General features: G+C 48.8%; 16 protein-coding genes. 6 read left to right on the top strand and 10 right to left on the bottom strand.

Annotated features, from left to right (window positions below):
- Window positions 1-26: 26 nt before the first annotated feature.
- The gene (locus CZ379_RS21970; protein ID WP_110933571.1) at window positions 27-878 is read left to right on the top strand and encodes a DegV family protein; all 852 of its coding nucleotides are present in this window, start codon (window positions 27-29) and stop codon (window positions 876-878) included.
- Between the two features lie 71 nt (window positions 879-949).
- On the opposite strand, the gene CZ379_RS21975 is transcribed toward CZ379_RS21970, so the two are convergent.
- A complete protein-coding gene (locus tag CZ379_RS21975; RefSeq protein ID WP_110933572.1) occupies window positions 950-4,498 on the bottom strand; it encodes a PAS domain S-box protein in 3,549 nt (1,182 codons plus the stop codon).
- Window positions 4,499-4,718: 220 nt separating this feature from the next.
- Between CZ379_RS21975 and yhbH the strand changes: the two genes are divergently transcribed.
- Both yhbH and CZ379_RS21985 read left to right on the top strand, forming a co-directional pair.
- Window positions 4,719-5,882, top strand: a complete 1,164-nt coding sequence (gene yhbH, locus CZ379_RS21980) for a sporulation protein YhbH (protein ID WP_110933573.1) — start codon at window positions 4,719-4,721, stop codon at window positions 5,880-5,882.
- Window positions 5,883-5,890: 8 nt separating this feature from the next.
- Entirely contained in the window at window positions 5,891-7,312 is a 1,422-nt protein-coding gene (locus tag CZ379_RS21985) for a SpoVR family protein (RefSeq protein ID WP_199925843.1), read from the top strand.
- A gap of 41 nt (window positions 7,313-7,353) precedes the next feature.
- On the opposite strand, the gene CZ379_RS21990 is transcribed toward CZ379_RS21985, so the two are convergent.
- Both CZ379_RS21990 and CZ379_RS21995 read right to left on the bottom strand, forming a co-directional pair.
- Window positions 7,354-8,373 carry a globin-coupled sensor protein gene (locus CZ379_RS21990; RefSeq protein WP_110933575.1) on the bottom strand — a complete coding sequence of 340 codons (1,020 nt, stop codon included), beginning with the start codon at window positions 8,371-8,373 and terminating at the stop codon, window positions 7,354-7,356.
- A gap of 331 nt (window positions 8,374-8,704) precedes the next feature.
- Entirely contained in the window at window positions 8,705-10,600 is a 1,896-nt protein-coding gene (locus CZ379_RS21995; protein WP_110933576.1) for a PrkA family serine protein kinase, read from the bottom strand.
- Window positions 10,601-11,009: 409 nt separating this feature from the next.
- Between CZ379_RS21995 and CZ379_RS22000 the strand changes: the two genes are divergently transcribed.
- Window positions 11,010-11,762: a DUF2161 domain-containing phosphodiesterase gene (locus CZ379_RS22000; protein ID WP_110933577.1), complete on the top strand. Its 753-nt coding sequence runs from the start codon at window positions 11,010-11,012 to the stop codon at window positions 11,760-11,762.
- On the opposite strand, the gene CZ379_RS22005 is transcribed toward CZ379_RS22000, so the two are convergent.
- Window positions 11,654-12,655: an aminotransferase class I/II-fold pyridoxal phosphate-dependent enzyme gene (locus CZ379_RS22005; protein WP_110933578.1), complete on the bottom strand. Its 1,002-nt coding sequence runs from the start codon at window positions 12,653-12,655 to the stop codon at window positions 11,654-11,656. The two genes, CZ379_RS22000 and CZ379_RS22005, sit on opposite strands and share 109 nt — an antisense overlap.
- Before the next feature lie 134 nt (window positions 12,656-12,789).
- On the opposite strand from CZ379_RS22005, the gene CZ379_RS22010 reads away from it, so the two are divergent.
- Window positions 12,790-13,206, top strand: coding sequence for a hypothetical protein (locus tag CZ379_RS22010; protein WP_324616502.1), 417 nt, complete (start codon window positions 12,790-12,792; stop codon window positions 13,204-13,206).
- Window positions 13,206-14,273 carry a phosphodiester glycosidase family protein gene (locus CZ379_RS22015; RefSeq protein WP_110933580.1) on the top strand — a complete coding sequence of 356 codons (1,068 nt, stop codon included), beginning with the start codon at window positions 13,206-13,208 and terminating at the stop codon, window positions 14,271-14,273. The genes CZ379_RS22010 and CZ379_RS22015 overlap by 1 nt, the downstream gene beginning before the upstream one ends.
- A 400-nt stretch (window positions 14,274-14,673) precedes the next feature.
- On the opposite strand, the gene CZ379_RS22020 is transcribed toward CZ379_RS22015, so the two are convergent.
- The 6 genes from CZ379_RS22020 to CZ379_RS22045 all read right to left on the bottom strand — a co-directional run bounded on the left by CZ379_RS22020 (window position 14,674) and on the right by CZ379_RS22045 (window position 21,248).
- On the bottom strand, window positions 14,674-14,919 hold the full coding sequence (locus CZ379_RS22020) for an AbrB/MazE/SpoVT family DNA-binding domain-containing protein (protein WP_055108985.1): 246 nt from the start codon (window positions 14,917-14,919) through the stop codon (window positions 14,674-14,676).
- A gap of 101 nt (window positions 14,920-15,020) precedes the next feature.
- On the bottom strand, window positions 15,021-15,581 hold the full coding sequence (locus CZ379_RS22025; RefSeq protein ID WP_110933581.1) for a sugar O-acetyltransferase: 561 nt from the start codon (window positions 15,579-15,581) through the stop codon (window positions 15,021-15,023).
- 20 nt (window positions 15,582-15,601) lie between these two features.
- Window positions 15,602-16,066 (bottom strand): tRNA (uridine(34)/cytosine(34)/5-carboxymethylaminomethyluridine(34)-2'-O)-methyltransferase TrmL, encoded by a 465-nt coding sequence (trmL, locus tag CZ379_RS22030; RefSeq protein ID WP_110933582.1) that lies wholly within the window; start codon window positions 16,064-16,066, stop codon window positions 15,602-15,604.
- A 166-nt stretch (window positions 16,067-16,232) separates the two neighbouring features.
- On the bottom strand, window positions 16,233-17,321 hold the full coding sequence (gene serC, locus CZ379_RS22035) for a 3-phosphoserine/phosphohydroxythreonine transaminase (protein WP_110933583.1): 1,089 nt from the start codon (window positions 17,319-17,321) through the stop codon (window positions 16,233-16,235).
- A gap of 158 nt (window positions 17,322-17,479) precedes the next feature.
- Complete coding sequence (locus CZ379_RS22040; RefSeq protein ID WP_110933584.1) at window positions 17,480-18,367, bottom strand: hypothetical protein; 888 nt, start codon at window positions 18,365-18,367, stop codon at window positions 17,480-17,482.
- 151 nt (window positions 18,368-18,518) lie between these two features.
- Entirely contained in the window at window positions 18,519-21,248 is a 2,730-nt protein-coding gene (locus CZ379_RS22045; RefSeq protein ID WP_110933585.1) for a GH36-type glycosyl hydrolase domain-containing protein, read from the bottom strand.
- Between the last annotated feature and the right edge of the window lie 74 nt (window positions 21,249-21,322).

Here is a 21,322-nt window from a genome sequence, read left to right on the forward strand (position 1 = left end):
TCCGAATTTCATTTGGAGGGATCACTTTGCGAACCATCAAAATATTTGCGGACAGCACCTGCGATCTGCCAGCAGCATGGATCAAGGATTACGGCATCGGCATTGTTCCGCTGTATGTTACGTTTGAGGACGAGATGTTCAAGGACGGAGTCGACCTTACAACGCCGCAGTTGTATAGCAAAGTAGCGAAAAGCGGGCGTTTGCCGAAAACAGCGGCACCGTCTCCTGCCGATTTTATCCAGGCCTTCACTCCTGCGATTGAACAAGGACAGCAAATTTTATACATAAGTTTGTCTTCCGAGTTATCTTCCACTTATCAGAACGCCCTCATCGCGGCTGAAGAATTTGAGGAGGGGCAGGTCACTGTGTTTGACTCGCTCAACCTGTCCACCGGGATCGGCTTACTCGTTATGAAAGCAGTCAGAGCAGCATCCGAAGGCCAAAGCACAGCTGAAATTGTAGCCTTGCTGGAGAAGACAAGGCCGGAGGTTGAAACAGAGTTCGTCATTGACTCCTTGGACTACTTATACAAAGGCGGCAGATGCTCTGGAATGCAGAACTTGGTCGGAAGCCTGCTCAAAATCCGGCCAGTGATCAAGGTTATCGACGGAAAGATGACTCCCGTCTCCAAAATCCGCGGCAGCCGCGAGAAAGTGCTCGAGCAACTGCTTAACAATGCGCTGGCCAAAATCGATGACATGGACAATGACATCATATTTATTACCCATTCATTGGCCGATGAAGACGCTGTTCACCTGCAGCGAATATTGCAATCCAAAACAAGGGCCAGAGAAGTCGCCATATCCGATGCGGGATGCGTCATTTCCAGTCATTGTGGAGCCAAAACGATCGGAATTTTATATACAAAATCAATTTAATGGAACAGTATGAAGAAGCCGACGATTCGTTTCCACGATTCCGTCGGCTTGTTCGTTTCTATCGTCAAATTTTAGGCATTTTCCTTACCGAGCCTCCGACCCCACTCTTTCAACAGCACGGCAACCTCATTCCCGCAAAGCGGCTTGCTTAGCAGCTCTGCCATCCCGCTGGCCAAACAGCGCTCCCGCTGCTGCTCGATGACTTCATCGCTGCTCATGCCAATGATAACCGGCATTCGGTTCACCGGCGCCCACTGTCTGATTAAACGCGAGGCCTTGATTCCGTCCATCACCGGCATTTCAATATCCATGAATATCAGATCATACACTTGCTCAGATACAGCCTCTACCGCTTCGACACCATTATGTGCTACATCCGGAGCATAACCAAGCTTCTCAAGCATCTGGACAAAAATTTGACAGTTTACCGGATGATCCTCGGCTACCAGCAGCGATAGCCGTTCCTCCCGCCTGGCGGAACCGCTTTGCTCTGCCGCCTCTGCTTCTTGCGCCGAGTCGGCCGTTTGGATTGCTGCTGCAGCGATTTCCTCCCCCGCCGTGCGTTCTCCAAACTCATATTCGTCTTCCCTCTCGCCGCTAATCAGGGTAAAGCGAAACGTCGAGCCCTGCCCTGCCTTGCTCTCAACCGAAATCGTTCCGCCCATCAACTCGACCATTTTCTTGCAAATCGCCAGACCAAGTCCAGTGCCGCCGTATTTGCGGTTAACGACGGGATGAACCTGGGAGAAGGATTGGAACAATTTATATTGCTGATCCTCCGGAATGCCAATTCCCGTATCGGTTACGCTGACCTCCAGCAGAACGGATGAGGGGGCTTGCACTTCTTTTCTAGCAATGATCACGGTAATTTCACCCTGCTCCGTAAACTTCAGAGCATTACCGATTAAATTGACGAGAATTTGCCGCAATCGCACAGGATCACTGACAATAAGCTCCGGCACGTCTGGGCCAATATGATAAGTTAGCACGATATTCTTCTTGTCTGCGCTAGGCAAAAACAGCTCTACGGCGCTTTGCACACAGGCATGGAGATCAAATAACTCGTATTCGAGCGCCATCTTTCCTGCCTCTATTTTGCTGAAATCCAGCACATCGTCCAAAATCGCTAATAGCGCCTGACTGCTGCTGGATACAATATCCGCATAATACCGCTGCTCCTCACTCAGCTCCGTCTCCAACAGCAAATCGGTCATGCCGATGATCCCATTCATCGGAGTCCGAATCTCATGGCTCATCGTAGCGAGAAACTCTGATTTTGCGAGCGCCGTTCGTTCCGCCGACTCTTTGGCACGCAAAATCTCCCGTTCCCCTGTTATATCGTGAAATACGACGACCGCGCCAACGATTTGTCCTCTCTCAACCATCGGATTCACCGTGTACTGCACAAGAAAGCTGGAGCCATCCCTTCTCCAAAACACATCCTCGTTCACCGCTCGCGACACTCCGTCTTTCATCGTCTGGATAATCGGGCACAGCTCCGCCGGATAATCCGTTCCCTCGCTAGTCGTATGGTGGATCAAGAAATGATTGGACTTTCCGATAAAATCCTGCTGGTCATAGCCAAGCATGTTCGCAGCGGCTTTGTTAATAAAAACCGTTCTTCCATTCTCATCTAAACCGTATATCCCTTCGGATACCGATCCCAGTATTAGCGAATGCAGGTAGCTGAGCTTCTCGATCTGCTCCACATAACGCTTTCTTTCCGTAATGTCGCTAGCTAAGCCATATACGCCGACAACCCGCTTATCCACCATAATCGGCACATTGGTTACGGCAATTTCTATTTTTGTTCCATCGTTATGGATGACTACTGTTTCATAGGTTTGCGGCTTTCCCTCCTTCGCCAGTTCAAAATGATGAATCGTCTTGACCAGATCTGCCGGATCGATAAGGTCGTGGAAGCTCATCGCTGTAAGCTCATCACGACCAAAACCCGTTAGCTGCTCAAAGTTGGAATTAAGCGTCAAATACCGGCCTAGCAAATCCATAGAGTACACGCTGGCAGGACTGTATTCAAACAAGGATTTGTAGCGCTGCTGGCTTTCCTGCAACCTTCGCTCGCTTTCTTTGCGCTCCGTCACATCCCGAGAAATGACGATCATCTCATCGATTTCCCCAGTCAATTGATCGTACCGGTACCTCCCTGTGCTTTCAAACCAAATATACTGCTCGTCCTTACATCGAATCCGATAGGTTACTGTATACACCTTGCGGGATTTCATCTGCGACTCTAAATATTCCTTAACCACCGGCACATCCTCAGGATGGAAAAATTCATAAACACTGCGGCCGACCATTTCCTCGGGCTCATAGCCGAGCAAGGTTACCGAGGACTGCGAAGCGAATAAGAACAAGGCCTCCTCATCGGCAGTATGCCGCGAAATCAAATCCATCGAATATTCGGAAATGAGCCGAAACTGGCGTTCGCTCTCCCGCAATGCAGCCTCAATCTTTTGACGATCCGTAATATCCTGCACCACCCCGATAATCCTTGCAGGAACTCCACTCGAATTGTATTCTATCGTTGCCTGAGAGCGAATCACCTGAAGCTCTTCCGATTCAAGCACGATGCGATAAACGATTTCAAATCGAATGCCTTGCAGAATATCCCTCATCGCTTTTTCAAAAATCGGAATATCCACGGGATGAATCCTCTTCCGAAGCGCTTCGCTCATTTCTGGCATAGTATGGAACTTCTGCCGGAAGATCCGGTCAAACTCAATCGAAGTTGAGAATCGGCCAGTCAGCATATCCAGGTCCCACGAACCGATGACAGCCAGCCTTTGAGCCTGCGCCAATGTCTCTTCGCTCTTGCGCAGCTTGATTTCCGCCTCTTGCCGCGCCGTGACGTCTCTCGCTATCGCAAGCGCTTTCTTTGGATTGCCTTGTTCGTCGTATATTTTACGTAATCTTGTTTCGATCCAGACTTGCCTGCCATCCTTGTGTTGAACCAAATGAATTAACACGGTACGGTCATTATCCCAATGCTCATGGTCTTCGTATTCTTCCGAGACACTCTCCGGCTGAGTGGTCAGATGCTGAAGGTTCTTGCCAATCAACTCCCACGGTTCATAGCCAAGCAAATTCCGAATCGTTGGAGAGATCGACAGGCAGTTCCCCTCCAAATCGGTAGTTGCAATGACATCCTCTGCATAAGTAGATACCAGCTCATAAAGCTGCTGTGACTGCTTCAAGCTCTCTTCTACAGCCCTGACCTCTGTAATATCTTTAGATATCGAATATACCCCGATCACTTCGTCCTCATGAATAATCGGTACATAAGTGATGCAGGCATCGCGAATTTGGCCGTCCTTACGCTTAAAGGAGGCTTGGAAATGTCCGGATTCTCCCCCGAGTGCCCGGCCAAAGCATTCCTCTTTCTTCTTTCTTCCTTGCTCGCAGAACAGTCGTTCCAACGGCAGCCGTACAAATTGTTCAGGCGGATAGCCCGTAATCTTCTCGCTTGCCGGATTAGCGTCCACATAATTCCCTTCTACATCAATGACACAAATGGCATCCGGGTGATGAACATACAATGACTGATATGTTCCCCCTTCTAAGAGTAATTGCCGAAGTAGTCCATTTTTATCGTTGATCACAGTGAGGGCTCCTTTTCTCGCATGTTATCGATGTAACAATTTTAACCGATTGTCCTTGAAAATGGCTAGGGACCCTGCACCTATGCCGAGATCATCGTATTTCCGACTGCCGATTCACCCGAAGTAAACTCTCCCCCTCACATATCGTCCCCTCTCCTGAATATACTTTAGTTACATCCACTCTCACTATTTCCAACCATTTAATTGGGAGGTGTCCATCATGTCATCTGCACCTGGCCCGTATTCGTTCATTGTTTCAAAGGAAGACTGGTCCCTTCATCGCAAAGGCTATCAGGATCAGCAGCGCCATCAGGAGAAAGTACGGGAAGTGATCAGGCAAAATCTCCCGGATCTTGTCACCGAGGAGAGCATAATTATGTCCGACGGTAAAGGGATCGTCAAAGTCCCCCTCCGCAACTTGGAGGAATACCGGTTTATCCATAACTATCAAAAGCATAAGCACGTTGGACAGGGCAATGGAGACAGCCAAGTAGGAGATATACTCGCCGAGGACAATCCGAAGGAAGGCGGCAAAGGGAGCAAAGCAGGCAATAAGGCCGGGCAGGATGTCGTCGAGGCCGAGATCAGCATCGAAGATTTGGAGGAGATGCTGTTCGACGAGCTGGAGCTGCCGTTCATGGAGGAGAAAGACAAGGAAGAACTCGAAACGGCCTCCGTCCGTTTTAACGATGTCCGCAAAAAAGGGCTCATGTCCAATATTGATAAAAAACGCACTATCCTTGAAAACCTGCGCCGCAATGCCACATCCGGCTCGCCCGGAATCCATGGCATTTCCCCGGACGATTTACGCTACAAAACGTGGGAAGATGTTGTCGTGCCGAGGTCAAGCGCCGTCATCATGGCCATGATGGATACTTCAGGATCGATGGGCACATTCGAGAAATATTGCGCCCGCAGCTTCTTCTTCTGGATGACCCGTTTTCTTAGGCGGCAATACGAAAAAGTAGAAATTGTCTTTCTTGCCCATCACACCGAGGCGAAAGAGGTTAGCGAGGAGGAATTTTTCACTAGAGGGGAAAGCGGAGGGACGATATGCTCGTCCGTATATCAAAAGGCTCTGGAAATCATAGATTCCCGTTATCCACCCTCAAGCCACAACATCTACCCCTTCCACTTTTCCGACGGCGACAACTTAACCTCGGACAATGATCGCTGCACTAAGCTGATCGGTGAATTGCTGAATCACTGCAATATGTTCGGTTATGGGGAAGTCAACCAATACAACCGGGGAAGCACCTTGATGTCGGCCTATCGCCATATTAAGGAAGAGAAGTTTATGCATTATGTTATCAAGGAAAAAGGGGAGGTTTACAACGCGTTGAAGCGATTTTTTCATCGTCGGGAAGGGGGCGGCGCAAGTTGAGCGAGGAGATGAAGCAATTGGAATATGCCATTGCTGAAATCATGGAGATTGCCGATGGGTTCGGGCTCGATTATTATCCGATGCGCTACGAAATTTGTCCGGCGGACATCATTTACACCTTCGGCGCTTACGGCATGCCGACGCGGTTCAGCCACTGGAGCTTCGGCAAAATTTTCAATAAAATGAAGATGCAATACGACTTCGGTCTCAGCAAAATATACGAGCTTGTCATCAACTCCAATCCCTGCTATGCCTTCCTCCTGGAGGGGAACTCCTTGATCCAGAACAAATTGATCGTAGCTCATGTGCTGGCTCATTGCGATTTCTTCAAAAATAATTTGCGTTTTTCAGCCACGAATCGGGATATGGTCGAGAGCATGTCCGCTACCGCACAGCGTATTAGCAAATATGTGCTTATCCATGGTGCCGAGACGGTGGAGTCGTTCATCGATGCCGCGCTTGCTATTCAGGAGCATGTCGATCCGCAGCTGATCCGGCCGTTTCGCTATGATAAACGCCAGCAGACGGAGGTATTGATGCGCAGGGCGAAGGAGGCCAGAGCACAGCCTGAGAGCAAAGCTCCGTATGATGATCTCTGGAGCCTAGGGAACCGCGACGATGCTGAGGGGCCGGGAAGCTGCCCGGTGAATTTCCCCCCAGAACCAGAGAAGGACGTCATGTGGTTCATCCAGGAATACTCCGAGACGCTGGAGGATTGGCAGCGGGATATCATGAGCATGCTTAGAGAAGAGATGCTGTACTTTTGGCCGCAAATGGAAACGAAAATTATGAATGAAGGCTGGGCCTCCTATTGGCATCAACGCATTTTGCGTGAAATGGATCTGACCAGCGGGGAAACAGTGGAATACGCCAAGCTCAATGCCTCGGTCGTTCAGCCATCGCGCCACAGCTTGAATCCCTACTATTTAGGCTTGAAAATATTCGAGGATATCGAGCGGCGCTGGGATCATCCGAGCGAGGAGGAGCAGCGGCGTTTGGGACGGCAACCTGGAAAAGGGCGCGAGAAAATTTTTGAGGTACGCGAGCTGGATTCCGATATTTCATTTCTCCGCAGTTATTTGACTAAGCAGCTCGTGCACGAACTTGATCTCTACGTTTTTGAGAAGCAAGGGCCAGAATGGAAGATTACCGACAAGAGCTGGGAGAATGTGCGGGATCAATTGGTAGAATCGCGGATTAACGGAGGAGCCCCCTATATTGTCATTCAAGACGGAAACTTCAATCGTGCGGGGGAGCTTATGCTGAAGCATCAGTACGAGGGCATTGAGCTGGATTTGAAATATTTGGAAAGAACACTTCCGCATGTGTATCGCCTCTGGGGACGCACAGTTCATTTGGAAAGTGTCGTCGAGGATAAGAAAGCCATATTCAGCTTTGATGGCGAAAAGCATTATCGAAAGCTGATTTAACACTGACAACCCGTCTTGACTTGGAGACGGGTTGTTTCATGTTAAACGGATGTCTGATTTGCGTTCTGTAGCTGGCTCAAATCCTCGGCCACCTTCTCGATCATCTGTACGAACATGGAAAGCTCCCCCGAATTCGCCGCTTGCTGCTTAGCGCTAGTCGCCATCTCTATGGATTCTTGCTGGATATGATCCAGCTTACTCTTGATCCCATCGACCAAGCCCTGAATTTGCATCAAAGTTTGCTTGGAGCTCTGGGCCAGCTTGCGGACTTCCCCTGCCACGACTTCAAAACCTCGGCCATTCTCTCCGGCATGGGCTGCTTCAATCGCGGCGTTAAGCCCCAATAGATGGGTTCGATCCGATATTTCCCGAATCGATGTGCTCATTTCATCGATTTGTCCGATCTCTTGGTGAAGCTGTTCCACCAATTCATGCGCGGTCTCTTGAGAAGCCGCCGTCGTGTGAGCCGCTGAGGCGATAATTCGTGAATTTTCGCTAAGCTCAGCAATCATTCCTGTAAGCTCTTGCGTAACCTCTGTCACCGCCTGCAGCAGGTTGTCTTTCTCCGATGCGATGACCGTCAGCTTATGTTTCTCCTGCTTCTCATAAGCCTCCAATACGAGTTGGGAATCCAAATTAAACATTTTGGACAAGGCATGCGTCACAGCAGGCCAGCGCTCCCCTGCAAGCGGCTTCAATAACTCGATTGCCAAGTCAAGATATACCATATAACTGCCTAAGTAATAGTCGGTGGACAACCCGATATGGGAATGAATTTGCCCAATACGAATTCGCTGTTCAATAAATGGCTCTGTCAATATTCCTTCAGCAAGGGACAGCCAATACTGACGCTGCGTCTGCTTCAACCGCTCGATCGTGCTATGACGATTAATCAGATCAAGCAATTCGGGCTCACGCTGTAAATGCTCATAGAAACGGGTCACTATTTCTTCAACTACCTTTTCAAAAATAGGCCTATAGACCCTTAACAACTCCAGATCATTTTGCGTAATACCAATGAATGAAATTTGTTTAACTCTTGCTGGAGACAGATCAATCATGTTAATATTACTCCTTCTAGATGAATTTAATAATGATGTTTATTGTGAGTTTTTTCATAGTGACTTTTTTACTAGTATAACCCTCCCCTACCTAAAAATGAAAGACCAGGATTAAATAAATCCATAAATCAATTTATAGTGCAAAATACCTATCGCTAAAAAGAGTAGATTTTCCAATTTTAGCATGGCATTCAAGGTTTTCGTACTAGCCGATGAAATGAAATAATCTAAGCTCATTAAATATGTAAAAAAACCGCAACACGAGGCGAGCCGCCGAGTTGCGGTTATATGAATTCAGAAGAATGTGAGATGCATTGCTTGCCAGTACGGGCTAACGGTTCAACAAACTGCCGACATACCTTAATAATTCATTTGCGCAGACAGGGCAATAACCATGCTCATCGATCAACCGTTTACTAACCTCATTGATTCGCTTAAGCTGATTTTCGTCCGGCGTTTTTGTTGATGTCGTAATTTTGACGATATCCTTCAGATCGGCGAACAATTTTTTCTCTATCGCCTCCCGCAGCCGGTCATGATGGTTATATTCGAATTTCCGCCCTTTGCGGGAGTAGGCAGAGATACGGATCAATATTTCCTCGCGAAACGCTTTTTTCGCATTTTCAGACACCCCGATCTGCTCCTCGATCGAACGCATCAGCCGCTCATCGGGATCGAGCTCCTCATCGGTCAGCGGATCTCGAATTTTGCTCCAGTTGCAGAATGCCTCGATATTATCGAGATAGTTCTCGAACAGCGTTTTTGCCGACTCCTCGAAAGAATACACGAACGCCTTCTGCACTTCCTTCTTGGCAAGCTCGTCATATTCCTTGCGGGCAATGCTGATGAAATTAAGGTAGCGCTCACGCTCCTCTTTGGTAATCGAAGCATGCTGATCCAATCCGTCCTTAATCGCCCGAAGAATATCGAGCGCCCCCATGCAGTGCAAATCCTGCTTGATCAGCGCGCTGGATATCCGGTTGATGACATACCGCGGATCAACGCCAGACATGCCTTCCTCCAAATACTCATTTTGCAGCTCCTTCAGATCGGCATCCTTATAGCCCTCGACTTCTTCCCCGTCGTAAAGGCGCATTTTTTTCACGAGATCAACGCCCTGCTTCTTCGTTTCCTTAAGCCGGGTCAGCACGGAAAAAATAGCCGCCGCCCGGAGCGCATGGGGAGCAATATGCACATGCCTCATATCGCTCTGCCCTATTAATTTCGCGTAAATTTTCTCCTCCTGCGAAACTTTGAGGTTATATGGGATCGGCATAACGATCATCCGGGATTGCAGCGCTTCATTCTTTTTGTTGGCGATAAACGCCTTGTACTCCGATTCGTTCGTATGCGCTATGATCATTTCGTCAGCAGAAATTAGCGCAAACCGCCCGGCCTTGAAGTTCCCTTCCTGCGTCAGCGACAGCAAATTCCACAGAAACTTCTCATCGCATTTCAGCATTTCCTGAAACTCCATCAAACCGCGATTCGCTTTATTAAGCTCCCCATCAAACCGATAAGCTCGAGGATCGGATTCGGAACCATATTCCGTAATGGTAGAAAAATCGATGCTGCCCGTCAAATCCGCGATATCCTGAGATTTCGGATCAGAGGGGCTGAAGGTACCGATACCAATCCGGTTATCTTCGGAAAGCAGCACTCTCTCCACGGTGACCCGCTCGATATCCCCGCCGTAATCCGTTTTCAGCTTCATCTGGCATACCGGGCACAAATTCCCTTCAATCCGGACGTTCAGCGCCTGTTCCACCTCTGGACGAAGCTCGTGCGGCACGAGGTGCAGCGGGTCTTCATGCATGGGGCAGCCAGAGATGGCATAAACCGCTCCCTTGTCCGTACGCGAGAATTTTTCCAGTCCTCTTTTTAAAAGAGTAACCAGCGTCGACTTCCCCCCGCTAACCGGCCCCATAAGCAGCAAAATCCGTTTGCGAACATCAAGTCGCCGGGCCGCCGAATGAAAATATTCCTCTACTAGTTTTTCGATCGCCTGATCAAGCCCGAAAATTTCCTGCTCAAAAAATTTGTACCGCTTCCGCCCATTCACTTCCTCTATCCCATAAGATTCAATCATCTCATATACCCGGGCATGGGCGGTCATGGCGGGCGAAGGATCTCTGGACAACAGCTCGATATAGTCTTTAAAAGTGCCACTCCACGCTAAAGAATCGCTTTCCGCACGGTAAGCTGCAATACGCTTGAAAATATCCATGTTCGGTACCTCCTGTACTTCCGCTTGGGGTAAAGCGCATCCCCGATCGGTGATCCTTGCTGAACTGAATGGAGCCTCCATGTGAAGAAAAAAAAGTCTATCGACGCGTTTACGCTGTAGACAAACCGCGTTTCAATGCTATTCCTGTGTAAAAACTTAGCTTGAACGTGAATCGTTGCATCTTATATTTTTAGAAAAGTGTATTACATAACTATGCGACTCGAAGGAAGAAGTTGACCAATTTCAGCGCTAAAAAATATTCCCATTGGAAAAATAGGAATTGTTAATAAAGCCCTTTATTTCCTTCCGGCGGAAATGCAGGATTATGATATAATTTTCAAAGGCAAGTCTTATTAAATGTTGGATGAATTGGATAATCAGCACCATTTGCAGAAAGGAAGATCGGATCATGGCCGTTCAGCATGAGACCGAATTGTACGCTCCGCTTAAAGCCTTTTTTGAGGCGCGGGGTTATGTCATCCGGGGTGAGGTTCGCCACTGCGATCTCGTGGGAATCCATCCGGAGCAAGATGATCCGCTAATCGTGGAGATGAAGAAGACGTTTAATCTTTCCCTGCTGCTTCAAGGCCTGGAAAGACAGAAGCTTAGCAGCGAGGTATATTTGGCGGTGGAGCGCAATCGCGCTAAAAAAGGGGCGCACAACCAGAGGTGGAGCGAGATTTCGCTCCTGTGCCGCAAGCTTGGGCTGGGTTTGATTACAGTTACCCATTACAAGACGAAGAGTCCGTTTGTAGAGGTTCTGTGCTCGCCAGGAGATAAAATCATTGTCCCCGCTCCTAAAGTCGTTAAGAAACGCGCAGCGCGCCTGCTGCATGAATTCCATGAACGGAGCGGGGATTATAATGTTGGTGGCAGCCATGGGACGAAGCTGGTCACGGCTTATCGCGAGCGGGCCCTGCGCGTTGCCAGCACGCTTCAGGCTGGCGATGTGATGGCGCCGCGCGAGGTGCGGGACATTAGCGGCGTCGGCACGGCTGCCGCTATTCTGCAGCGCAACTACTACGGCTGGTTCGATCGAGTAGCGCGCGGGCGCTACGCTCTGACACCAGCGGGCGCAAAAGCGCTGCAGCAGTATGCCAGCGTCATCGAGAGCTGGCAATTCGCGGCTGCCGCGGCGACGGGTGAGCCGCCGGCGAAGTAAGCCCAGGCATGATCGCCCCCAGGGCNGTGAATAACACGCTTGCTCCCGCGGATCCAAGCAACAGGCAGCGACGGAAACGCCGTGGCTTGAAAAGAACCAATTCCTATAACGTCAGCCCCGAAATAAAGCGAAGCTCCCTCCTGCTGCAGCTGATACAACGTATGAGGCTTCTCCGTTTGACGCTGCACCTGAGCTTCCTTCTCGGCCGCCTCCCCCTGATTTCTCCCTCTTCTGCCATAATTGCTAAACGGAATCGCTCCAGCAGAATCGTCTTCGACGATAAGCAATGAATACTGTGCTCCCAACCGAAGCAACTCCTTTTTTCTTTGCTCGCTCCACACCCGGCCGGAAGGATTGGAATAACTTGGCGTAACATAGACTAACGACGGTGGATCCATTTTAATTTGGCGCTCCAAGGAGTCTATAATCATTCCATCCTTGTCACACGGTACCTGAATCGCATGCCCCCCTTGCTGGCGGATCGATTCCAACACCTCTGGCGATGCCGGAGTTTCCAGTAATACGGTGCCGCCTGACCTAATTTTCCAGCGAAGGATGAGATCAATCGCCTCCACACTACCGACTGTTAATAACAACTGCGTCGGATCGGTTGAGCCTCCCTCCTCGCCCCTATAAGCTGCGGACAGCCAATCCCGCAAAGCCCCGCAGCCCTGCGGTTCGTATTCATTTACAGCCCCTCGAACCCCCAGTTTAGCTCGCGCCTGACGCAATGCCACATTCAAGCCCTCAATCCCTTCTCCGCCATCGCCTCCGCAAAGAGCCAATGAAATCATATCCGCCCCATCGCTCAACTTCTCGAATTGCTGCCCTAAGGGAAACCGCTGCTTCCTTTGCGCTAAATCCAACCAGCGTTCCAATGTATCCGCCTCCATGCAATTATCGTTTCAACTATTGTATAGGAGGACAAATTTCCCATTCAACAGGCAACAAATACATCAATCTATCGTTTTTTGCCATTAAAAAGTGCACGTGATAGAATGTAGTCTTGAACTAACAAGTTGAGGTGATGATTGTGTCTTATTCTACGGAGCCTATGACCACTTCCGAACCCCTCCGCAGCAGGAGAACGCGAAGGCCTTCCGTAAAAATCGTTCTGCTTATTTGGTTTTTGCTCATTGGCGCAGGTGTCACCACCGCGTATTGGTATAGCAATTATTTGAAGCAATCTATGCTGGAGCAGTTGGATGCCCGCATACAGAACCAGACGGAAATAATGAAAGCTGATTATTCGACCCAACTGGCGGCATTATCCGAGCAAGTGGAACAATTGAACAGCAGAGTTGAAGCATTCAACGAACTGTTGACCTTTACCAAAGACAATGCAAGTGATAAAACCGATAACAGCAATAAATTGTATTCCCAACTCAGCGATGTGAAGAACCAGCTAGCCAAGCTGCAGAAACAAATGGATTTATTGAAATAATGAACGTTATCAAAGGAATTAATCGGTTTTTTCTGCTTGCAACCGCTCCGCTATTCGGCCTTCTTATTGCGCTGGCCTTAAGCGGGCCAGAGATCGACTGGATAAACGAACCGGATCAGATTGCCTCAGATCCGCTCGCCATAGATCAGAACTTCGAAGCTATCTCTACCGGCTTGCAGCAAGCCGAGGAGACAGCCAAATATACCGTCTCCACTATTCGTCAAACAGCTGAACTGTATCACAAAACGACAAATACGATGACGAGCATCGTCCAAACGGCTAAAAATACGGCAGCTAAGCCCGAGAGCATATACAACAGACGGATTACAGCTAAATTGGGCACGCCCAAAGAGACGATAAAGAGCGACCGGATTATCCTTGAGCTGTATAAGGTGAACCCTGGCAATTACAAAGGCTATGCCTTGAAAGTGAAGCTGAAATCCCCGGATGCGATGAAAATGACGCTCGGGGGCGATAAGCTTGGCGGATCGGAGACGACCAAGCAAGCGGTATCCAGATACGGAGCTGCTGCGGGAATTAACGCCGGCGGCTTTGCCGATTCCAAGGGCAAACGCTATCCGTTAAGCACAACGATGATGAATGGGAAATATCTAAATGGATTTGAAGCTTCCTACAAAGATTTGTTCTTCGTTGGAATGAACAAGAACGGCAAGCTGATCGGGGGCAAATTCCATAACAAGGAAGAGCTGGACAAGCTGGAGCCCTCCTATGGCGCTTCTTTTGTACCCATTCTGCTCAAAAACGGACAAAAAACGACAATTCCGCTAAAATGGCAAACATCCCCTTTGCGAGCACCGCGAACCGTCATTGGCAACTATAAGGATGATCAATTGATTATTCTCGTCATTGACGGGTACGATGAGAATGGTAATTCCGGCGCAACGCTGCAGGAATTGCAGAGCAAGCTCTTTAATATGGGTGTCGTGAACGCATATAATTTGGACGGCGGCGGATCTTCTTCACTCGTATTCAACGGGAAAGTGATCAACACCCCTTCCGACGGTCAGCTTCGTCCCGTACCAACTCATTTTTTGTTTTTTAAATAATAAACCAAAGACATAAACATAAGATTAACTCGACGTCTGTGAAATATATCATATAAGCATTTATTTTTTTAACAGAGGCGGGTATAATAAGAGGCAGTTAAATGTGGAGGTGTTCACCTTTGTTTTCATTTTCATTGACGTTTTGGATCGTGACTTTGGTGTTTGCTCTATATCTTTGCGGGATTTTAACCTCGTCGTATAATAACGATAAAACAAAAGGTTTGTAAGAATGCTATTATTCTTGCAAAATCGGGTTGAGCGACTGCAGCTCTCATGATCTCCGTATCCCAATGAACAAGCTTCCCCTGCGGGAAGCTTGTTCATTGTTTTGAAGATCCAAAAATATAAAAATAAGCATCTACAGCTCGTAGACGCTTACCTTCATTTACTCTTATGCGGCTTATGTGAGGCGGTTCATTTCTACGAGGCACTGGTTGCAAATGCAGCGTTCCTTGAAATCACTTACGCTCTCCATTGAGCCGCAAAACACGCATTTTGGACGGTAACGCTCCAAAATGATGTGGTCACCCTGCACTAAAATTTCGACAGGATCTCCCTCGTTCATTTGATATCTTTTACGCAATGACTTGGGCAAGACGATTCTTCCCAGCTGATCCACTTTACGAACCACACCAGCAGGTTTCATATTTACTTACACCTCTCCTAAAAAATGGTATGTACACAACTTTAACGAAAATGATGCTTCCCTCTCTATATATTTCGCTCTTTTTCCTAGAATTCCTGCTTTTATTCGACATATTTTAATATTTTTGCAGGATTTCCTCCTACAACAGCACCATTTGGAACATCTTTAGTAACAACGGCCCCCGCTGCTATGACTACATTGTCACCGATTGTCACTCCGGGAACGATGACCGCCCTTCCCCCGATCCAGACATTGTTGCCAATGGTTACTGGCTTGCCATATTCTATACCCGAATTACGCTCCTTAGGATCAAGGGGGTGTGTGGCCGTATAGATATGGACGCCTGGCGCCAGGAAGCAGTAATCACCAAATCTAACTTCGCATATATCCAGTATAACGCAATCGAAATTCGCGTAGAAATGATCTCCTACATGGATGTTGTAGCCGTAATCACAGCGTAATGTAGGTTCGATATAAGTATTCTCCCCCATGGAGCCGAGCAGCTCGCCCAGCAATTCCTTTCTTCTCGGAAGCTCGTCCTCAAGCGTCTCATTAAACAAGCGGGTTAACCTTCTCGCTTCCAGTCTGTCCGCCACCAGCTGCCGATCCGAAGCATCGTACATTTCACCAGCCAGCATTTTATCGCGTTCTGTTCTTGGCATACTTGAAATCTCCTCTTCAGTTATTGCATTCCCGGAAAATCCAACTGCCGCAGCGCTTCAAACACGATGATTGCTGCTGAATTGGATAAATTCAAGGAGCGTACCTTATCTGTCATCGGCATACGGATCAGTTGATCCGGGTGCCCTTGCAAAATATCATCCGGAAGCCCCTTGGTTTCTTTGCCGAATACGAAGAAGTCCCCATCCTGATACTCGATGTCCGAATACCTTTTTTGCGCCTTGGTCGTAGCGAAGAAGAAGCGGCTGCCGCTGTATTTCTTCTCCACCTCTTGAAAGGAATCATGATATTCGATATGCACCGCATACCAGTAATCAAGTCCGGCCCGTTTCAATGTGGCATCATCCGTGCGGAAGCCAAGCGGACGCACCAAATGCAGGTGAATGCCCGTCGCTGCGCAGGTACGCGCAATGTTGCCTGTATTCGCTGGTATTTCCGGTTCAACAAGTACAATATGCAAAGTCATAACTACAGTTCCTCACTAATTTCAGTTTTGAATTTCTCACCATCAGTTTTACTTGTTCATTATAACAGCTAAATCACTTTCTCCAAAACAAAAACCTCCCGCCGTCCGTTAGGCGAGAGGCTTGCTTTGTATCAGTGAGGAAAGGCTGCTGTCGACGCTCGACTTCTTACCCGTTCGACCTCTGGAATTCTGCCATGAAATCAACTAATGCCTTGATGCTGTCATAAGGAACGGCATTGTAGATCGAGGCGCGAAGACCACCGACGCTGCGATGTCCTTTCAAGCCTACGAAGCCCTCTTTCTCGGATTCCTTCACGAACTGCTTCTCCAGTTCTTCCGAGCCTAAGCGGAAGGTCACGTTCATCAGGGAACGGCTGTCTTGGTCAGCACAACCACGGTAAAATCCACCGCTGTTATCAATCATGTTATAGAGGAGAGCCGCCTTCTCCTGATTCTTCTTCTCGATGCCTGCAAGCGATCCTTGTTCCTCGATCCATCTCAATACTTGGTTCACCATATAGATCGAGAAGGACGGCGGTGTATTGTAAAGTGAATTGTTGCCCGCATGCGTGTCATAGCGCAGCATTGTAGGCAGATGCTTCGGCGAATCCTGGAGCAGCTCCTCACGAGCGATCACGACAGTTACGCCGGAAGGCCCCAGATTTTTTTGCGCGCCGGCGTACACCATGCCGAATTGTTTCAAATCAAACGGACGGGACAGAATGTCGCTTGACATGTCCGCAATGAGCGGAACACTGCCCGTATCAGGGAAGCTCTTGAACTGTGTACCTTCAATGGTCTCATTGGAAGTAACATGCAGGTACGCTGCATTGTCCGGCAAATTCAGGCTGCTCAGATCAGGCAAGCTCATGAACTTGCTCTCTTTGGAAGATGCGGCCTCGAATACATCGCCAATCAGCTTCGCTTCTTTAACTGCCTTGCTTGCCCAGCTTCCTGTCATGACGTAACCGGCTGATTTGCCCTCCGCCAGGAAGTTCATCGGAATCATGGAAAACTGCGTAGAAGCGCCGCCTTGCAGGAACAATACCTTGTACCCTTCCGGATTACCAAGCAAATTCAACAAACGGCTGGCCGCTTCATTATGAGTCTCCTCATAAACGGCTCCACGGTGCGACATTTCCATGATCGACATTCCTGTACCACGGTAGTCGACGAATTCTACCTGAGCCCGCTCCAATACTTCTAATGGAAGTGCTGCAGGTCCTGCATTAAAGTTATAAGCTCTCTTACTCATTTCTCCCCCGTCCTCTCTTTTCACTAGTTACATAGGCTTTCGAAGTTTTGATAAGGTTTATCATAGCAACTATTCTTTTTTCCAGCAAGCTGATATTTCATTAGATTTGATAGTTTGCAGAATTGACACATTAACGCTTCATCTTAACAAAGATTTTATCACGATTGACGGAAAAATTCATACACTCTCGACCAATCCTGGCTCTCCCCTGGGGCCAGATCGATCTGAATAAATATTTCCGGGGATACGACATGGCCTGTGCCCCATACCGCAGCAGCAGAGACTGGGAACGCGCTGATTTCCCGAACGCCTACACCGCTAGGTAGGTGCTCCAATTCCCACAACCATGAGAACATACCATTTTGAAACCCATCGATGTGAAAATAAAAAGGGGTTTTTGGCTTGCCCGCCCACGTAACCTCTCCTTTTTCAATCACGACCCCGTCCAGCGTTTCCTGCTCATCGCTCCAGGGCTTAATCGAAAAAGGAAACCTTAAAGCATACTCAGGCCCGACCTGGTGACCGTCGATTCCGAAGAAATTATGGTTGTATTCCTCCGTCCGAAGGGCGCGTGTGCCCCTATTCGTTAATTGATAGTCTATCCGCAGTTGAGCCCCCTCAACAGTGATGGATTTCACCAGCCGTGCAGCATATCCATCGCAATTTTCTGGATGTACCGTGAACTTTATGGTCTGTGCATTCTCCTGCTCAGCTTCAATGCGATATGGTTTTAGTGGATAATTTCGATAGAATTGGTAAGGCTGGTGATCTATCCGAGTAAGAAGCCCTACTCCAAGCTTGGGGAAAAGTCCTCCGACAGGAGTATCCTCATAGCCAATGGCTTCTCTTAAAGAGAACTCGTTGCACAGCCCCATACCTCCTGTTCCTTCTCCTCCAGCAAGGCTCTCTGGGACGCAGAAGGAATGATTCCCATCGCGCATAGTTACGCCCGTTATAAAGCCGCTCCAGTCGAAGCGTGTTCCTTCATAATCGCCAATAGCAGCTATATCTATAATCAAGTGTTCGTTACTTAGTTGAAATCCCATATTTCTCCCCTCTACTATCCAATCATATATCGCCTTCAGCTCCCGGGACTTAGCCCCTCCAAGGCAGAAAACCCCGGCTCATAGCTTACGAGCAACAGGGTTTTCCTTACAGAAGAGAGCTAAAGGGCGCTGCCGCCCTCTAGCCTCCGCCTCACTTCTGTTCCAACACAATTTCAACGCGCTGCGTGCCCTCTTTAGGAAGCGACTCCAGCACAGAACGCTGAATGAGGCCACCGACGCCAGCAGTTTCAAATTGTACAGACTGACCGTTTACGCTTATCGAACCGATGCGATATTGGCCATAGTCGAGAAGTGCTTTATTGCGGTATACAATATGCAGCATCCGATCCGCGAACAACGTCTCCACCGAGGCCTCTCCTTGGCCATCAAACTGCTCTTTAACAAGCTTAGGTTCGAGATGCAACTGCCCATAGCTCCCCTTCACCCCATAGACTTCCGTCAGTTCTGTAAGCAGCAGCCAACTGGCCGAGCCCGTTAAGAACGTATACATCCCCCGTCCCTTTTCATTAATATATTCAGGTACGCCAGGATACATCCGGCTCAGTTCGAAATCCGTCGAGAGGCGATAAATGGAATCCAGCACCTCGTAACCTTCTTTGACGAAGCCGCGCTTATAGAGCGCATTGGCGTACATTACCGTCATATGGCTGAACATTGCACCGTTCTCTTTGTGACCAAAAGCAAAGCCAAAGGCACGACCTAGATTCTGCTGAATGCCCCCGAAGTTCGAATTCAGACGATATCCGATCTTCTCGTCCTTCAGATAGCGGTCTACGGCCTTCGATATTTTACCGACCTGCTCGTCTGTAGCGACGCCGCCCATAATGCTGAATACCTGCCCGGTGAGCGTCATACGCACTCCTTGCGGGAAGTCGCCCTCGACCCGCTGGGCATCGTCGTTGTAATAGCCGTTAAACCATTCATAGCCTTCTTTACTGGAAATCCATTCATTTTTGCGCAAGTGGGCGATGGCCCATTCTGCCTTGCTTCTTAAATCATTCGCCACTTTTAAGATATCCAGCTTCAATTTCTTACCGCTAACTGCCGGCGTAACAGCGTCATAATACCGATTCAACAGCGCCAGCTTCGCTTCAATACTATCGTAATCCACCGATGCTGTGAGAGAGTCGAGCAGAACCGCCATCTCCTCCGCCAGCTCAATCGTCTCAATGCCTGTGTTTTGCTTCAGATAGGTCAGGAGCTCAGCCAGTTCCAGTAAGTTGCTGGCATAAAATGCCGTAAACGCTACGCTCTCGCCGCGATTTGGAGCCAGGTCAAGCCCGTCGTTCCAATCAGCGCCCTCCAGCTTAATGTTGTTATGCTCGCCGACATGGAAGAATGGAACGATATTTTGCAGCAAAATATGCTCTAGAATGGTGCCTTCATAGACATCGCCATCCTTTGTCGTCAACTTATTTCCACGATCTGCAGTCCAGCTCAAATCACGTTCTCCGCAACGCTTCACGAAGATATCCCGGAAATATGTTTGCGGCTGCAGGAGAATGTCTAGATCACCGCTTTGATGCACATAAAGCAATGTTGTCAGTAGCGGCCAAGCACCGTGATCCATCCATACTCTCGGAATATTGTTCCGGTCGGCAATAAACTCGCCCGGCTTCGAACCGATAATCGTCGCATTACTGCCATCAATACGAACCCCTGCGTAATTGTTCACCAGCAAATTTCTCACTTCATTTGGTTCCATCACCATCAGCGCCAAGCAATCCTGCCACAAATCACGCCAGCCTCTGCCGCCCCGGCCGTAGTCATGATAAGGCAGGAAGGAGTTGCCATACAGACGACGCAATATCGGCTGAAGCGTAACCCATTTCATCCATAAATCCTGCTCCGAATCGCCGGACTTAAACTTGATCGTATCCAGCTTCTCACGCCAATACGCTTCATTCTCTTGCAGCAAGGCATCGAACTGTGTCTCGGATAAATAATCCGCCGCATATTTCGCTTGCTCGATCCGATCATCCGAAATAACCATCGCCACGATATAGCTTACCGATTGCCCGGGTAATAACTCCACAGAAGCGAACCGAAGCGCGCCGACCGCTTCATAGCCCTCAAGCTCAGCTCCTGACGCTGCTAGCGGTTCTCTGTTCCGGACGACAGCCTCCGGCCAATCCAGCGTGCCGCCTTCTCCGACGAATTCTTCATGGATCGGGAACATGCCGATAGGAGCCTTGCCGCTGCCCTCAGCGCCAAGAACGCTGTAAGTTACCTTGTTCACCCGGTGCCCCCGTTCGTCAAAGGACAATGCGGGTTGAAGCTCCATGCCATGTTCGGCCACATAAATCCGATGAAGCAAAGAAGTGACATGACGATGATCCCGAAGGTCGTCAGCCGAGCGGCCATACAGCGGAATCGACGCCGTTGGGGTCAATGCAAGCGGTGCAGTTCCAGTATTCGTTACTTCAACCTTCATGAGCTCGACTTTGTCATCCTTGACAGGGACAAAGCTTGTTGTTTCCGCCTTTACGCCAAGCTCCTCGTTCAGGCGGATAAGCTTATGCCATAAGAATCCGGCTTCCATTTCGGTTTGCTCTTCTTCAGCTACGAATTGAGTCGCGTTCTGCTTCGCCGAATTGCCGCTGACAGACCACGCTCCATAGCCTTCAATATAAAGCCAGAAATTTCGGGATGCTTTGGAATTATGTAAAGCATCGACAGATCCAGGCTCCATCAAAAATGTATTATGACCAGATGTAATACTGCCGTGAAGATTCGGAGTAATGGCCGACATCATTCCCGCTTCGTTGACTAAGGGAAAATACAAATAGCTGTTCTTCTCTGGATGTTTTAGTTTAAATGCGCCCTGTTCTCCTTGAAACTGCCAACCGGACTTTGTCATATCTTTTCTTCTCCCTCTCCTGTTTACAGATATTAATAATAAATCCCGCTCCTATACAGCAGGTGCGGGATTCA

It is taken from the genome of Paenibacillus bouchesdurhonensis (assembly GCF_900155685.1).
Taxonomy (GTDB): domain Bacteria; phylum Bacillota; class Bacilli; order Paenibacillales; family Paenibacillaceae; genus Fontibacillus; species Fontibacillus bouchesdurhonensis.

Excerpts from the sequence above, each read along its gene's own strand:
- yhbH (WP_110933573.1), top strand. The coding sequence starts at position 4,719 with ATGTCATCTGCACCTGGCCCGTATTCGTTCATTGTTTCAAAGGAAGAC.
- CZ379_RS21985 (WP_199925843.1), top strand. The coding sequence starts at position 5,891 with ATGAAGCAATTGGAATATGCCATTGCTGAAATCATGGAGATTGCCGAT.
- CZ379_RS21990 (WP_110933575.1), bottom strand. The coding sequence starts at position 8,373 with ATGATTGATCTGTCTCCAGCAAGAGTTAAACAAATTTCATTCATTGGT.
- CZ379_RS21995 (WP_110933576.1), bottom strand. The coding sequence starts at position 10,600 with ATGGATATTTTCAAGCGTATTGCAGCTTACCGTGCGGAAAGCGATTCT.
- CZ379_RS22000 (WP_110933577.1), top strand. The coding sequence starts at position 11,010 with ATGGCCGTTCAGCATGAGACCGAATTGTACGCTCCGCTTAAAGCCTTT.
- CZ379_RS22010 (WP_324616502.1), top strand. The coding sequence starts at position 12,790 with ATGATTGTGTCTTATTCTACGGAGCCTATGACCACTTCCGAACCCCTC.
- CZ379_RS22015 (WP_110933580.1), top strand. The coding sequence starts at position 13,206 with ATGAACGTTATCAAAGGAATTAATCGGTTTTTTCTGCTTGCAACCGCT.
- CZ379_RS22020 (WP_055108985.1), bottom strand. The coding sequence starts at position 14,919 with ATGAAACCTGCTGGTGTGGTTCGTAAAGTGGATCAGCTGGGAAGAATC.
- CZ379_RS22025 (WP_110933581.1), bottom strand. The coding sequence starts at position 15,581 with ATGCCAAGAACAGAACGCGATAAAATGCTGGCTGGTGAAATGTACGAT.
- trmL (WP_110933582.1), bottom strand. The coding sequence starts at position 16,066 with ATGACTTTGCATATTGTACTTGTTGAACCGGAAATACCAGCGAATACA.
- serC (WP_110933583.1), bottom strand. The coding sequence starts at position 17,321 with ATGAGTAAGAGAGCTTATAACTTTAATGCAGGACCTGCAGCACTTCCA.
- CZ379_RS22040 (WP_110933584.1), bottom strand. The coding sequence starts at position 18,367 with ATGGGATTTCAACTAAGTAACGAACACTTGATTATAGATATAGCTGCT.
- CZ379_RS22045 (WP_110933585.1), bottom strand. The coding sequence starts at position 21,248 with ATGACAAAGTCCGGTTGGCAGTTTCAAGGAGAACAGGGCGCATTTAAA.